11 protein-coding genes and 2 tRNA genes are annotated in these 14,811 nt (G+C 59.5%); 7 read left to right on the plus strand and 6 right to left on the minus strand.

Features of this window, described 5'->3' with window-relative positions; all coding sequences use genetic code 11:
* Positions 1-249: hypothetical protein (locus tag L4923_RS17965; RefSeq protein ID WP_239367569.1), on the plus strand; the 249-nt coding region annotated here is incomplete at its 5' end.
* Here the strand turns inward: L4923_RS17965 and L4923_RS31105 are convergent.
* Positions 191-3,589, minus strand: a complete 3,399-nt coding sequence (locus tag L4923_RS31105; protein ID WP_239367571.1) for a YhdP family protein — start codon at positions 3,587-3,589, stop codon at positions 191-193. The genes L4923_RS17965 and L4923_RS31105 overlap by 59 nt on opposite strands.
* Before the next feature lie 204 nt (positions 3,590-3,793).
* On the opposite strand from L4923_RS31105, the gene L4923_RS17975 reads away from it, so the two are divergent.
* The 4 genes from L4923_RS17975 to L4923_RS17990 all read left to right on the plus strand — a co-directional run bounded on the left by L4923_RS17975 (position 3,794) and on the right by L4923_RS17990 (position 6,355).
* Positions 3,794-4,261, plus strand: a complete 468-nt coding sequence (locus tag L4923_RS17975) for a peroxiredoxin (protein WP_239367573.1) — start codon at positions 3,794-3,796, stop codon at positions 4,259-4,261.
* 132 nt (positions 4,262-4,393) lie between these two features.
* Positions 4,394-5,695, plus strand: coding sequence for a M23 family metallopeptidase (locus L4923_RS17980; protein ID WP_239367575.1), 1,302 nt, complete (start codon positions 4,394-4,396; stop codon positions 5,693-5,695).
* A gap of 111 nt (positions 5,696-5,806) precedes the next feature.
* Entirely contained in the window at positions 5,807-5,986 is a 180-nt protein-coding gene (locus tag L4923_RS17985) for a hypothetical protein (protein ID WP_239367577.1), read from the plus strand.
* Positions 5,987-6,094: 108 nt separating this feature from the next.
* Entirely contained in the window at positions 6,095-6,355 is a 261-nt protein-coding gene (locus L4923_RS17990; RefSeq protein WP_239367579.1) for a DUF982 domain-containing protein, read from the plus strand.
* Between the two features lie 184 nt (positions 6,356-6,539).
* On the opposite strand, the gene L4923_RS17995 is transcribed toward L4923_RS17990, so the two are convergent.
* Positions 6,540-6,616: transfer RNA gene (locus tag L4923_RS17995), tRNA-Asp, on the minus strand.
* Between the two features lie 202 nt (positions 6,617-6,818).
* On the opposite strand from L4923_RS17995, the gene L4923_RS18000 reads away from it, so the two are divergent.
* Both L4923_RS18000 and L4923_RS18005 read left to right on the plus strand, forming a co-directional pair.
* Positions 6,819-6,894, plus strand: a tRNA-Val gene (locus tag L4923_RS18000).
* 222 nt (positions 6,895-7,116) lie between these two features.
* Entirely contained in the window at positions 7,117-9,237 is a 2,121-nt protein-coding gene (locus tag L4923_RS18005; protein WP_239367581.1) for an O-antigen ligase family protein, read from the plus strand.
* An 85-nt stretch (positions 9,238-9,322) separates the two neighbouring features.
* On the opposite strand, the gene hupB is transcribed toward L4923_RS18005, so the two are convergent.
* The 4 genes from hupB to clpP form a co-directional block, all read right to left on the minus strand.
* Positions 9,323-9,595: a DNA-binding protein HupB gene (hupB, locus tag L4923_RS18010; RefSeq protein WP_129410362.1), complete on the minus strand. Its 273-nt coding sequence runs from the start codon at positions 9,593-9,595 to the stop codon at positions 9,323-9,325.
* Positions 9,596-9,789: 194 nt separating this feature from the next.
* On the minus strand, positions 9,790-12,198 hold the full coding sequence (gene lon, locus L4923_RS18015; protein ID WP_239367583.1) for an endopeptidase La: 2,409 nt from the start codon (positions 12,196-12,198) through the stop codon (positions 9,790-9,792).
* Between the two features lie 269 nt (positions 12,199-12,467).
* Positions 12,468-13,742 carry an ATP-dependent Clp protease ATP-binding subunit ClpX gene (gene clpX, locus L4923_RS18020; RefSeq protein ID WP_054308708.1) on the minus strand — a complete coding sequence of 425 codons (1,275 nt, stop codon included), beginning with the start codon at positions 13,740-13,742 and terminating at the stop codon, positions 12,468-12,470.
* A 304-nt stretch (positions 13,743-14,046) separates the two neighbouring features.
* On the minus strand, positions 14,047-14,676 hold the full coding sequence (gene clpP / locus L4923_RS18025; RefSeq protein ID WP_239367585.1) for an ATP-dependent Clp endopeptidase proteolytic subunit ClpP: 630 nt from the start codon (positions 14,674-14,676) through the stop codon (positions 14,047-14,049).
* Between the last annotated feature and the right edge of the window lie 135 nt (positions 14,677-14,811).

Genomic DNA, 14,811 nt, shown 5'->3' on the forward strand with positions numbered 1-14,811 from the left:
CCCCCGCCCCCGCCCGCCCCCCCCCCCCCCCCGCCCCCCCCCCCCCCCCCCCCGCCCCCCGCGGCCCCGCCCCCCCCCCCCCCCCCCCCCCCCCCCCCCCCCCCCCCCCCCCGCGGGGGGGGCCCCCGCCCCCCCCCCCCCCCCCCCCCCCCGGGGGGTGGGGGGGGGGCCCCCCCCCCCCCCCCCCCCCTCACCGGAATTCGAAGATCGAGCGGAAGATACCGGGCGCGATCGCCGACAGCGGGTTGATTTGCAGATCCGGCTTTTTGGAGCTGCCCCTCAATCGATAAGTCACGCCGATCAGGCCACGATCTCGGCCGTTGCCCAGCAGCGCCCCGACCAAAGGCAATTCACCGAAGATGCGGTTGATCCCGTAGGCGGGCATGAAGGTACCGGTCATGTCCATGTTGTCGTTCTGGTCGTAAAGTGTTCCCTGGAAGGTCGTACCGATGAGCGGCCCACGCAGGACTCCGTTGGCAACCTTAAGATAGCCCTTGCCCTTGACGACCTCGGCATAGCCACGCTCGAACTGGACACGGGACGTGTCGATATCGGCCTTCACTGCTTGATTCAGCGATCGCTTGTCGCCGGCAGGAGTTGTTGAAACGATCGATGCCAGCTTCGGTTCGTTGACGATCTGGAAATTGCGCGCATCGACGGTGCCGCGCATCGGCCCGTCTGCCGCTCCTGCCAACGCCACGCCGATCGCGCCGCCCTGCATATGCTTGTAGATGTCGAGGAAACGCAGCACTGCACCAGCGTCCGACGATTTCATATCCAGCGTATGCCGATCCCCTACGGTATTGTTCGAAACGTCGATCATGGCCCCAGACCGGGCCTGTGCCCTTACCGTCAGCCCGTTGATCGTCGACCCAACCCCGCTGTAGTCGAGCGAAAAGTTCGACACGACCTCGTCGTTGAAACCTGTCAGGGACTTGATGTCAGCGCTGACTGAGATGGCATCACCGCCACTGCCTTTTGTGGCGCTGTCGGTATCGGAAGTGAATTGCTTGACCAGCGCGCGGGCATCGAGCGCTTCGCCGTCGAGCTTGACGGTGTATCCCTTGCCCGATCGTTTGACCGAGACAGCGACGTCATCCCCACGGTTAAGCTGAACATGGCTGAGATCGGCGGAAACCAGATTGCCGTTGGAAAGCTCGACCGTGCCATTGGCCGAGAAGGTCTTGCCATCGAGATCGAAATCGGTGAGCCGAGTGGTCGACCCGTTCTTCTCCATCACGAAGGAGACGGTGGCCGGCACGCCTGCCCCCTTGCTCCATCCAGCCCACGGGATGCTCAGTCTGGCGTTGGTCAAATCGGCATCCACGTGCTGATTTTCGCTGTCGCTCTTATCGAGCGAAATCTTCATCGAACCGGAGAGAATGGAGGACAAGCCGGGCATCAGGGCCTGGCGGACCTTATCGTCGACGGTCAGTGTAACCTGGCGGGAGCGCGGAGGCCCGTCCGGCTCGAGCGGTTCCACCAGACTGATTTCGGCCGGAATGTTGTTGAGCGAGGCTTTTGCCCTGACCGTTGCGCTCTTCGGGTCAACGACGATGCTGCCATCGGCGTCGCTGACGATCTGATCGTCAATCAGCTTGGTGATGCCGAGATCCTGGTAATCCAAAGACACCAGCCAGCCGAGCTTCGAGGTGTCGATGCCCTTTTGCAGCGGGATGTCGGCCTTGACATTCCCCGTAACGGTTCCCGACAATTCGTCAGGCTTCAATCCGACATGGCGCATGGCGTTGATCGGTTCATATGAGGCGAGTTCCGCGACAGCATCGGCATTGCCCGCCACATCGATGTTCAACGCACCGATCACCGGGGGAACATTGGCATTTCTGACGGTCAGCGTGCCGTTGCTTGCCGAGACCAAGCGCCCGCTCGGCATATAAACGGTACCGCTCGACAAAGAGATGTCGACGTCATTGCCGTGGAACTCCACCACACCATCGGCATCACGGATCGGCGGGATCTGGCCGGCCGTGTCAAAACGCGTGCCTTCGATCTGAAAGCGACCGAACACTTCGTTGCGGTTCAGCGGCACTCCATTTCCGGCACGTCCCGGAGCGACCTGGTATTGCAGGCTGGCCTCCACAACTCTTCCGCCAAATAGATTCTGCAGCACCCACTCGCGTGCGCCGTGCGCCGAAAACCAGGGCCATAATTGCTTGATGTGGGAAACCGGCACATCGTGGACATTGAGAGCAAGCGAAACGCCCGGCGCTTTGCCAGCAACAAATTCGACAGCCGCGTTGCCGAGCACCTCCCCGGCATTGTCGGAGCGCACCGCAATGGTGGGCACCAACAGCTTGCGACTGATCGTCTGGTAATCTCCCGCGAGACGCCCGGCGAAGTTGAGCGCCGGTTCCGAGGAATCGCCGGGAGCCAGCATCGACTTGTTGCTGACCAGATCGAAACGGTAGGACGGCTCGTCTCCCGCTACGCCAGCCCGCGGCTTCGGACCCAGAGAGCCCTCGATATCGAAATCCGAGCGGCCTACCTGCAGGTCGAGCTTGTCGATAGCGATCTTGTTGGCACCGCGCACCAGAGTGGCTTGTAATTTGGCATCGACGGGCAGCATGCCGCGCGCGCCAAGATCAAGCACAGCACCAGCCAAGGTGCCGGAAAGGCCCAGCTGAGGCTGAACGTTGCCCTCGCCTTCCGTGCCTTCCAGATGCAACGTCAGCGCCCCGACATTGCCACCTACCACCTCAACCGCCTTCGGGTCGGCCTCGATGGGTTCAACCGTTATGTCAGCCTGCAGAGCCGTCACCCTGCGCGCCGAGGGATCGCGGCCGGCCGTGGCGCCGACTGTCAGTTGTCGACCGTCGATATCGAGCTTGGACGAGAGCTTGACACCGGATGAGCCGGACTGTTCGACCGTCGCATCGGCAATCGTCACCAGCCGCATGTCACCCGTCTTGGACAAGACCACCGCAACATTGTCGAGATCGATCATCCGGATCGAATCTAGGCGGACCGCATCGAGCGACTGATGGACCGCGCCGAAAACCACATCGACCACCTTGTCAGGATCGATGAGCCCGTCGCCGTTGCGCAGTGACACGGTCCAGTCATGATCTCCCTGCGAGGGGAGCGTATCTGCAAAGATACGCGCATCGGAAACCCTGGCACTGGTAAGCTGCACCTCTCCCGAAAGAAGGGGTGCGAGTCGTACGCCGAAGCGCATCAGACCCGCCTCGACCATCGGCCTGCGGTCGCTGGAAGTCAGCTTCACATCCCGCACCTGCAACGCCAGGAAGCTTGCCTTGTCGAGCGTGATGCTTGCCGGACCGACGGTCACATTGACATCGACCCCGGCCATCCCCTCGATGGCGCGTTCCGCCGCCTGCCGCAGGCGTTCCGAACCGATACCGGTGGCTCCGATCGCATAGATCGCGACGACAGCCGCCGCCACCAGAACACCGACGCCGAAAAGAAAACGGCTCAATAACCGTGCGCCACGCCGAAATTTGGCACGTCCAAGCGGAGGCACGGCATTGGCCGAGGGCAAGGCGCGGAGATCGGCAATCTCGTCACGCCTGAATCGAATCTTCTCGTGCCTCGGGAGTTCCTGATCCACCTAATTTTCCGTCTTCAGCCCGCCGTGGCTGACGATTCCTCATCGACACTATATCGGGCCAACCCAAAGCGCGAACGGCAAAAGCTCAAATCCCGCTTTGCCTTCGAGCGCGTGCCAATTTATTGAGGATCACGCATGATGTCTGTCAAATGCTGCTTTGCAGACACCATGGGTTGGCGCTTAGGTTCAAACAAAGGCGTGGTTATGGCCGATCTCAACGTGGGCGATATCGCGCCCGATTTCACTCTTCCTCGCGATGGCGGCGGCAGTTTCAAGCTTTCCGATTTTATCGGCAAGCCGGTGGTTCTGTATTTCTATCCCGAGGACGACACGCCAAGCTGCACCAACGAGGCGATCGGCTTTTCCCAGCTTAAATCCGATTTCGAGAAAGCCGGCGCGGTGGTGATCGGACTTTCGCCAGACAGCGTGAAGAAACATGATAAGTTCAAGGCCAAGCATGGCCTGACGGTAGACCTAGCTTCGGACGAAGAGCGCAAGGTGATCGAAACCTATCATCTGTGGGTGGAAAAGAAGATGTATGGCCGCACCTATATGGGTGTGGAGCGCGCCACATTCCTGATTGGGCGCGATGGCCGGATTGCCCAGATATGGCGAAAGGTACGCGTCAAGGGGCACGCGGAATCGGTTCTCGAGGCGGTGCGAGGGCTCTGAGGTCTATTCGCGAGCTACGCGGTTGCGGACCCTGAACGGGTAATGTTTCGATGCCTGCGCGCAGGCAAGGCTTTGTTAACCATAACAAGTGCCTAATGGCATTGTCGGGGTAGCAAACGAAAGCCTGGTTCGGTGGACGCAAACGGTCAGTCGGCGGTGTTCGGCAGGCGTAAAGAGCCGCATACGGTCATCATCGCTCGCGGCGACGAGATCCGGCACTTCACAGTGCGACCCTGGATGATGGCCTTCGTTGGCTCTGCCATTGCCGCCGTCTTCATCGGTTATCTGTTGGCAACGTCATATCTCGTGTTCCGCGACGATCTGATCGGCGCGACGACCGCTCGGCAAGCGCGCATGCAGCAGGCCTATGAAGACCGCATTTCGGCACTGCGCGCGCAAGTGGATCGCATCACCAGCCGGCAGTTGCTCGACCAGCAGTTGATGGAAACCAAGGTTGGTGAATTGCTGGCGCGTCAGAGCCAGCTCAGTCAGCGTCATGGTCGGCTGGGACCCATCCTCGAACGCGCCGAAGCCATCGAACCCGAGATCAACACCACGCCGCCTGACGTAGCACCCGCCGATCGGACCAAGCCGGAGGACCACGCGACGTTCGTCGGGGAAAAGTCGATGCCGCAGCTTGCCGCGTTGGTGAGTCTTGGCGACAGCCACCCCCCCGCTTTCTCAGGCTGGTCGACCCGCGCTGACCTTCCTGCTGATGCTTCCGCTGCAGACCGTGCCGACAAGCTGTTTGCAGCCATCAACCAGTCGCTCCAGGACATCGAAACCGAACAGCTCCAGCGCCTTACACGGCTGGCCGACACCACATACGAAAATGCCGACGCCATCAAGGAAGCGCTACAAGCGGCGGGGCTCCCGGTCGATAGCGACTTCGGCAAGGATGAAAGCGATGTGGGCGGCCCCCTCGTGCCGGTCGACCGTGCGACGCTGTTCGACACAAAGGTCAAGGAACTGGACGAGGCACTCGACCAGCTCGATCACTTGCGCAAGGAAGCGCGCCGCCTGCCACTCGCCAATCCAGCGCCCGGCCGCTCTGTGACCAGTCCTTTCGGCGTGCGCACGGATCCCCTTCTCGGAACTGCCGCCCTGCATTCCGGCATGGACTTCCGGATCCCACTCGGCTCGCCCGCCCGCGCAACTGCGGCAGGCGTCATAACCAAGGCAGGCTGGAACGGCGGCTATGGGCGCATGGTCGAGATCAATCACGGTCGAGGCTACACCACCCGATATGCCCATCTGAGCAAGGTCGGGGTTGCCATCGGACAGACGGTGAAGATGGGGGACGTTATCGGCCAGACCGGCTCTTCCGGTCGTTCCACAGGCCCGCACCTGCATTACGAAGTGCGCCACGATGGTGAAGCCATCGATCCGCTAAGGTTCCTCAGGATTGGCCGGAAGGTGGAGAAATATCTCTAGACAGCGGCAACCTGCAGCCTGGCAGAACTTAGGACGCATGCCGCCAACTTGTCGTGCACAAACCGTCGGCTTATCCAAAGCTGGTCGCCCACGCGATTCTCCGAACCTGCCATGATCGTCAAATACACCTTAGATCTTTTGTGCCGGGGATGCGCAGACGTCTCTCATACCGGCATTTGGTTCCTCGCCAGCGTCGGCGTGGTGCTCGCCCTGCAATTTGCCGGAATCAACCTGCTGGTGATGCTGTTGCGCTCTGTCCTGCATTTCATGGGTCTGCTGCGCAGGCAGTGATGTCTTCCCTCACCCGTTCACTCAATGTGAGCCAGAACCGCCATTTGTGAAGAAACAGAATGGTCTTCCTGTTCGTATGTTGTTTCGTGCGAGCAAGGAGGACTAGAAATGAATGACAGCAATGGCGCATTTGCAGAGCCGGTAACAGTGGCGCTGCCGTCCGGTGAGGTCGAGGTGACCAGCGCCCGCCAAGCGGCCGAGATGCTGCTCTACCACTGGCCCGTCGGGGAAACCGCCAAACGCATTCAAGCCCGCATGGCTTGCATGCGCGTCCTCGGTGGCACCACCGCGCCGGATGTTGCCCGATCGGCGTTTTTGGGAGCGGCCCTGGAGGCCGACATCGTTGCGGCTGATTCCACCACCCCGTAACAAACGACCCTGCTGCAGTTGCTGTTGCGGATTCGTTCAGACGCGGTTGCGACGCTCGAGGTGTGGCCAATTCGGAGCCGCGGACGAAGCGCAATGACCTGCCAAAGCAGCGAGTCAAAAGATAGAAGTGGCCGAGAGGGAGGTAAATCTGATTTCAAAAGCTTGGGCTAAGCCTTTGAAAAAATGGCGCGAGTGACGGGGCTCGAACCCGCGACCTCCGGCGTGACAGGCCGGCACTCTAACCGACTGAGCTACACCCGCGCACTGACGCCGCGGATGAGCCGTGACGTCGATGGCGGCTGGATAAGGGGTTCACTGTCGGGTGTCAAGCGGCCCATGGGTGCTAATTGCAGTTCATGCGAAGGTTTTTTGACAAGTTACGGAAACGCCGGCATCGCGCATGATCCGTCTCGGATTTTGCCTTGCGAAGTGCTCGGTAACTGCTTAAAGAACCCGCCGGAGCGGGCGATTAGCTCAGTTGGTAGAGCGCTTCGTTTACACCGAAGATGTCGGCGGTTCGAGTCCGTCATCGCCCACCATATCCCTCGCAACTTGCCAACCCGGCATCCTGATTGCAGGATTCTCGCTTTTTCCAACGCTGTAAGATTGCCGTAATGCGAAACACCCTCGGCTCAAGAGTGTGAGCAAAGACACTGCGCGATCCATAAAGGTCGGTATAGATGTGTTGCGGCCCTAGCGCTTCCGCAAATCTAGATGATTTCGGGGTAGCGTAGTCGCACTGGCCAAGCAGGTGATTCTGCATGTACAGCTTTTCAATCGCAATGACAGAACGCCGTATGGATCTTCCCATCTTCGCCATCAATCTCGACACCCAAGTCGATCGTTGGGAAGAGCTGGCCAGTAATGCCGGCGCTGCAGGACTTTTTTTACACCGCGTGTCGGCGATCGACGGCAGAGCGCTACCGATCGAGAATTGGAACGGTGTCGATTTCGCTACCGCCAAGACGCGGAACGGGCGGGAGATTCTTCCGACCGAATACGCCTGCTATCAGAGCCATTTGACCGCACTGCGGGCATTCCTGGACGAAGACAAGCCATACGGGTTGATCATTGAAGATGACGTCGCCTTCGATGACGACTCACTGCCTCGGATTGAAGCGATCATAGCCGCTGCACCGGATTTCGACGCCATCAAGCTCACCACGCACAGAACCGCACTGTTCATCCGTGCAGCCACGACTTCGCGTGGCGATGAGATCGGGCGTACACTCCACGGTCCGCAAGGGTCGGCGGCTGCCTATCTCGTCACAAGGCGAGGCGCGCAGAAGCTGATTTCAAAACTCGCCACGATGACCTTGCCATGGGATATCGCCCTGGAAAGGTTTTGGGATTCTGGTCTCGAAGTCTACTCAGTCCGCAAGAATGTGCTGAGCTTCACGTCGCGCAGTGCCGTTTCCAGCATCGCAGGGCCCTCCGGAAGCTACAAAGAAGCGAGATTCTCCTGGTGGAAGCGGCTGGGGACAGCCTGTTTCCGTGCGAAGGATCAGTTTCGACGCTTGCATCACGTGTTCCAGTCTCCGCCGCTGAACGGCGAGGCTCCGGACTACCCGACATCCAGGCAGCCGCTTTTGTGGCAGATACTAGCGACACTGCTCGTACTGGCGTTCGTTTCACCGGTCTGGCGGGAAGCCGACACATATCGCTATGCCGGGATGATCCTTTTTATAGCGGGCATCTTTCGCTGGCTGGGCAAGGACCTCTGGACATGCAGCAAGCCGCTGATCGGCGGGGTCGGCTACCTGTGCTTTGGCTGGACTTTCTACGTCTTCGCACGTCTCGCGGGCGTCTACTTCACGACGGGTCAACTCGGCACGGCTGAAGGGATCTATCTGTTCCCTGCTCTCTACGCCACAACGGGTTTCGCGCTTCTGGCTTACGTCAAGAGACCTGCGGTGGTGGCCGGGTGCTTCATGGCCGCCAGCCTTGCTTTCCTGGCCGCCAATACGGGCTACGCGGCCATACTCCAGGGGATGCAACCTCTGGCAGGGCTGTTCAACAATACAATCCATGCCGCGATCGCGGCAGGTTTCATCTTTCTGTGCGCTCTGCAATTTGCGATCTACACGGGTCAACGCAACGACTTGAGAGCAGGAAACAAAGCACTGTTCTGGCTGCTTTCAACTGCCGTACTGGCATTTGCCGTCGTCAACATCGTCGCGCTGCGTTCGAAGGGCGTCTGGTTTGCTCTGGCAGCAGTGCTTCTGCTGCTGATTGTCCTGACTTTGCTGCGAGGGAGCCGGCGTCACCTGCTCATTGGCACAAGCGCCCTGATAGTGGTCCTTGCTGCCGTCTTCTTCTCCTACGGTATCCTATCTTCGACCGCAGGTGATACCGTCGCCTTCATCGGAACGCTGATCTCGGATGTGGCGACCAATGGTGTTGGCAAAGCCCTGAACCAAGCTATCAACAGTGAACTGACCCCACTGTCCTCCAAAGACAGACTAATGCTTTGGTCCGATGCGTTGGAAGTGTGGTCACGGCATCCGATATTTGGTGCCAGTTCAGCGTGGCTCACGGAGTGGCAGAACAGAACCTACCACACCGATATCTACGACGTCTTTCACAACGGCTATCTCGAAATCGCAGTGCGCTACGGCATCGCCGGATTGGCCTTCTATGCGTTTCTGTTCATCTGGGCGGCCAGACAGGTGCAACAGGCGGCCCGGACAAAGCTGATCGAGGCAACGGCCTGGCATTGCTATCTTTCGACGCTGGTTTTCTTCGCCATCACCTTGCTCAGCAATTCCAACAACCGGCTGGCGATCGGTGAGGCTTACATGTGGTTCGCTGCGGCGTTCGGCTTCTACTGCTTCTATCTGCGCCAGCACGCGAAGCAGGTTCGACCGCGGACCTATTTTTGATCCCGGCCGAACGCTCTCTAATCGAGACCAATAAAAAAGCCGGGCCTAGGCCCGGCTTTTCGCAGTTCTGAACAATCAGCGCGCCTTAGTTGACGGCGTCCTTCAGGCCCTTGCCGGCAGTGAACTTCGGCACCGTGCGGGCCGGGATCTTCACTTCCGCGCCGGTCTGCGGGTTACGGCCGGTCGAGGCAGCGCGCTTCGAAACCGAGAAATTGCCGAAGCCTACCAGACGGACATCGCCACCTTTCTTCAACTCGCCGGTGATAACGGCAAATACCGCATCCACCGCCGACTGCGCGTCACCCTTCGAGATCTTCGCGGCATCGGCGACAGCGGACACCAGTTCGTTCTTGTTCATAAAAATTCCCTTCCATGAGAAAACCGGAACTTGCGACTCATCCGGCAGGGATTGGACTTTAGAAAGAAGTGTTCCGACAACCAAGCCATAAGACCGGCAAAAGAACGAAAAAAGCCCGGAAAACCGGGCTTTTTCACAAAAAAGCCGGGCTCTTAGCCCGGCTTTTGGTTTGTGCAATGCACTCGTGGCCGACGTTAGTGGGCAAGTGACTTTCCGGCATCGTCGGCATCGGCTGATGCCGGCGGGCTGACGGGTTCGACCCACTCGATCGGTTCAGGCATCCTGACCAAGGCGTGCCGCAGGACTTCACCAATGCGGGAAACGGGAATGATCTCCATTCCGTTCTTCACATTGTCCGGAATTTCAGCCAGATCCTTGGCGTTGTCTTCCGGGATCAGCACCTTCTTGATGCCCCCACGCAGAGCCGCCAGCAGCTTCTCCTTCAAGCCGCCGATAGGCAGGATGCGACCGCGCAAGGTTATCTCACCGGTCATGGCCACATCGGCCCGGACGGGAATGCCTGTCAGGATCGATACGATGGCGGTGGCCATCGCTGCGCCCGCGGACGGACCATCCTTCGGCGTAGCGCCTTCCGGCAGGTGGACGTGGATGTCGCGCTTGTCGAAGAGCGGCGGCTCGACGCCGAAATCGAGCGCCCTGCTGCGGACATAAGACGCCGCCGCCGAGATCGATTCCTTCATGACATCGCGCAGGTTGCCGGTGACCGTCATCTTGCCCTTGCCGGGCATCATGACGCCTTCGACCGTCAGCAATTCGCCGCCCACCTCCGTCCAAGCCAAGCCGGTGACGACACCGACCTGGTCGTCGGACTCCGCACGGCCGAAACGATAGCGCTCGACACCGAGATAATCGGACAGGTTGGAAGCGGTGATCTTCACCGACTTCTTCTTCGTCTTCAGGATCTCAGTCACTGCCTTACGGCCGAGCTTCATCAGTTCGCGCTCAAGCGAACGCACGCCCGCTTCGCGGGTATAGGTCTGGATCACGGCGCGAATTGCATCCTCGGAAACCGAGAACTCCTTCGGCTGCAGGGCATGATCCCGAACCACCTTCGGCAGCAAGTGCCGCTTGGCAATCTCGACCTTCTCGTCTTCCGTGTAGCCGGCAATACGGATGATCTCCATGCGATCCATCAAAGGCGCAGGGATGTTCAGCGTATTGGCCGTCGTCACGAACATCACGCTCGAGAGATCGTATTCGACCTCCAGATAGTGATCCATGAAGGAGGCGTTCTGTTCCGGATCGAGCACTTCAAGCAGCGCCGACGACGGATCGCCACGGAAGTCCTGGCCCATCTTGTCGATCTCGTCGAGCAGGAAGAGCGGATTGGACTTCTTTGCCTTCTTCATCGACTGGATGACCTTGCCAGGCATCGAGCCGATATAGGTGCGGCGGTGACCGCGGATCTCGGCTTCGTCACGAACGCCGCCCAGCGCCATACGGATGAACTCACGGCCAGTCGCCTTGGCAATCGACTTGCCAAGCGAGGTCTTGCCGACGCCCGGAGGTCCGACGAGGCACAGGATCGGGCCCTTCAGCTTCTTCTGGCGGCTCTGCACGGCGAGATACTCGACGATGCGATCCTTGACCTTGTCGAGGCCATAGTGATCGGTATCGAGCACGTCCTGCGCGAAATTCAGGTCCTGCTTGACCTTGGAGTTCTTGCCCCACGGAATCGACAGGATCCAGTCGAGATAATTGCGCACGACCGTGGCCTCGGCAGACATCGGCGACATGGTGCGCAGCTTCTTCAGCTCCGCTTCAGCCTTCTCCCGAGCTTCCTTCGTCAGCTTGGTCTTCTTGATGCGCGCTTCGATCTCGGCGGCCTCGTCGCGGCCATCTTCGCCCTCGCCGAGTTCCTTCTGGATCGCCTTCATCTGCTCGTTGAGGTAGTACTCGCGCTGCGTCTTCTCCATCTGGCGCTTGACGCGCGAGCGGATACGCTTCTCCACCTGCAGGACAGAGATCTCGGCTTCCATGAAGCCCATCGCCTTCTCAAGTCGCTCCTTGACGGAGAGCGTGGCGAGCATCTCCTGCTTCTCAGGGATCTTGATGGCAAGATGCGAAGCGACCGTATCGGCGAGCTTGGAGTAGTCGTCGATCTGGCTGGCTGCACCAACCACTTCGGGCGAAATCTTCTTGTTCAGCTTGACGTAGTTCTCGAAGTCCGAAACCACGGAACGTGCCAGAGCTTCGACCTCGACTTCCTCTTCTTCCGGCTCGGTCAGGACAGCGGCCTTCGCCTCGTGGAAGTCGGGACGGTCGGTAAACGACACGATCTTGGCGCGCGCAGAACCTTCGACCAGCACCTTCACGGTGCCGTCGGGAAGCTTCAGCAACTGCAGCACATTGGCGAGTGTACCGATGTCATAGATCGCATCGGGCTCCGGATCGTCGTCGGCGGCATTCATCTGGGTGGCGAGCAGGATCTGCTTTTCCTGCCCCATCACCTCTTCCAGCGCCTTGATCGACTTCTCGCGCCCAACAAAGAGCGGAACGATCATGTGGGGAAATACCACGATGTCGCGAAGCGGGAGAACCGCGAAGACGCCGTCGCCGGGAGCCTTGGATATTTTGGCCATTGTCCAACCTTTCCTTCGCGATCGCCTTTGGCCAATCGCGAATCTCATATTAACGACCGCGGACCAATCCGCCTACCACCGATTGTGACGGGAGTTTTTCAGCACAGAATTGGCACGCGGCCTTCGGTGGTTAAGTGGATAAGGTGCTGGCAAAGATCAAGGCCCTCTGGGACCTGCCTTTAGTGCTAGGCAACTTTATGCGCCATCCTATTATCCGGGAAACGAAAACGGCGCCGTTAGGCGCCGTTTCAAACTCTGGAAAAGACACGTCAGGCGCTGACGTTGCCCTTCTTTTCCTTCTGCTCGGAATAAATGTAGAGCGGGCGAGCGTTGCCCGAAACGACCTCTTCCGAAATCACAACTTCGCGAACGCCTTCGAGTGCCGGCAACTCGAACATGGTGTCGAGCAGGATGGCTTCCATGATCGAACGCAGACCGCGTGCGCCGGTCTTGCGCTCGATGGCGCGCTTGGCGATCGCCGAGAGCGCGTTCTCGTGGAAGGTCAGATCGACGCTCTCCATTTCGAAAAGGCGCTGATATTGCTTGACCAAAGCGTTCTTCGGCTCGGTCAGGATCTGGATCAGCGCCGGTTCGTCGAGATCCTCGAGCGTCGCCAGCACCGGCAGACGACCGACGAATTCCGGGATCAGGCCGAACTTCAGCAGATCCTCGGGCTCGACCTGGCGGAACAGATCGCCGGTGCGGCGATCTTCCGGCGAAGCGACCGTCGCGCCGAAGCCGATCGAGGTCTTGCGGCCACGATCGGAGATGATCTTATCCAACCCAGCAAACGCGCCACCGCAGATGAACAGGATGTTCGCAGTGTCGACCTGCAGGAATTCCTGCTGCGGGTGCTTGCGACCGCCCTGCGGCGGCACCGAGGCAACCGTGCCTTCCATGATCTTCAGAAGTGCCTGCTGGACGCCCTCGCCCGACACGTCGCGGGTAATCGAGGGGTTGTCCGACTTGCGGCTGATCTTGTCGATCTCGTCGATATAGACGATGCCGCGCTGAGCACGTTCGACATTGTAGTCGGCCGACTGCAGCAGCTTCAGGATGATGTTCTCGACGTCCTCGCCGACGTAACCGGCTTCGGTCAGCGTCGTGGCGTCAGCCATGGTGAACGGCACGTCGATGATGCGGGCAAGCGTCTGGGCAAGCAGCGTCTTGCCGCAGCCGGTCGGGCCGATCAGAAGGATGTTCGACTTCGCCAGTTCGACATCGTTGTTCTTGCCGGCATGCGCGAGGCGCTTGTAGTGGTTATGAACCGCCACCGACAGCACGCGCTTGGCGTAAGGCTGACCGATGACATAATCGTCTAGAACCTTCAGGATCTCCTGCGGTGTCGGCACGCCTTCGCGCGACTTCACCATCGAGGTCTTGTTCTCCTCGCGGATGATGTCCATGCACAATTCGACGCATTCGTCGCAGATGAACACCGTCGGTCCGGCGATCAGCTTGCGCACCTCGTGCTGGCTCTTGCCACAGAAGGAGCAATACAGGGTGTTCTTGGAGTCACCGCCGCTGTTGCTGACCTTACTCATCGTCCCAGTCCTTTCATGGGCACCCGCCGATGGTTTGGCGTTTGGCACACCTACATATCTATCGCGGGAATCCGCGTCGGCCAGTGACCTGGCTCCTGCAACGCATTCCGTACGAAACACAAATCAGAAAACGTGGCAATGATTCCCGCAGCCCCACGGAAAGCTAAGCCGCCGAAAATCAACATAGCCTTAACGTAGGCAATCGTCGTCGTCGAGGAAACAGCCAATTGTGGCTGAAATGCCGCAAACCACACCAAAAGCGTTGTCTGCCGCCGACAACTGACAATTTTAATCCGATTGAATATCAGCTTGCGGCCGTTTCCGCCGCATCGCGGCTCTCGATGACCTTGTCGATGAGACCGAAATCCCTGGCCTCGTCGGCAGTCATGAAATGGTCACGGTCCAGCGTCTTTTCAATGGTCTCGTAATCCTTGCCGGTGTGCTTGACGTAAACCTCGTTCAAGCGGCGCTTCAGCTTGATGATATCCTGGGCGTGACGCTCGATATCCGAAGCCTGGCCCTGGAAGCCGCCCGAAGGCTGGTGCACCATGATGCGGGCATTCGGCGTAGCGAAGCGCATGTCCTTGTGACCGGCGCAAAGCAGCAGCGAGCCCATCGACGCGGCCTGGCCGATGCAAAGCGTCGAGACGGCCGGCTTGATGAACTGCATGGTGTCGTAAATCGCCATGCCGGACGTCACCACGCCGCCAGGCGAGTTGATGTAGAGATTGATTTCCTTCTTCGGGTTCTCGGCTTCCAGGAAAAGCAGCTGCGCGCATACTAGCGTCGCCATGCCGTCCTCGACCGGGCCGGTGATGAAGATGATGCGTTCCTTCAGGAGACGCGAAAAGATGTCGTAAGCTCGTTCACCGCGATTGGTCTGTTCGACCACCATCGGGACGAGGTTCATATAGGTTTCGATGGGGCTCTTCATAAATGGTCCCTTGCCTGGATGGGATTTCCGCGCCGAGTGGGCGGAATCGATGCTGACGGTCGTTTCCGTAGATAGGATGCCGGCTCACCCTAGCGCAAGACCGCAGCGCCTAGCCATCCGGTCAGCGCATTTTCC

The sequence above is a fragment of the Terribium retamae genome, assembly GCF_022347545.1.
Lineage (GTDB): Bacteria > Pseudomonadota > Alphaproteobacteria > Rhizobiales > Rhizobiaceae > Mesorhizobium > Mesorhizobium retamae.

What these genes read in the sequence shown, in the direction of transcription:
- L4923_RS17975 (WP_239367573.1), top strand. Translation starts at nt 3,794, where the DNA reads ATGGCCGATCTCAACGTGGGCGATATCGCGCCCGATTTCACTCTTCCT.
- L4923_RS17985 (WP_239367577.1), top strand. Translation starts at nt 5,807, where the DNA reads ATGATCGTCAAATACACCTTAGATCTTTTGTGCCGGGGATGCGCAGAC.
- L4923_RS17990 (WP_239367579.1), top strand. Translation starts at nt 6,095, where the DNA reads ATGAATGACAGCAATGGCGCATTTGCAGAGCCGGTAACAGTGGCGCTG.
- L4923_RS18005 (WP_239367581.1), top strand. Translation starts at nt 7,117, where the DNA reads ATGTACAGCTTTTCAATCGCAATGACAGAACGCCGTATGGATCTTCCC.
- hupB (WP_129410362.1), bottom strand. Translation starts at nt 9,595, where the DNA reads ATGAACAAGAACGAACTGGTGTCCGCTGTCGCCGATGCCGCGAAGATC.
- lon (WP_239367583.1), bottom strand. Translation starts at nt 12,198, where the DNA reads ATGGCCAAAATATCCAAGGCTCCCGGCGACGGCGTCTTCGCGGTTCTC.
- clpX (WP_054308708.1), bottom strand. Translation starts at nt 13,742, where the DNA reads ATGAGTAAGGTCAGCAACAGCGGCGGTGACTCCAAGAACACCCTGTAT.
- clpP (WP_239367585.1), bottom strand. Translation starts at nt 14,676, where the DNA reads ATGAAGAGCCCCATCGAAACCTATATGAACCTCGTCCCGATGGTGGTC.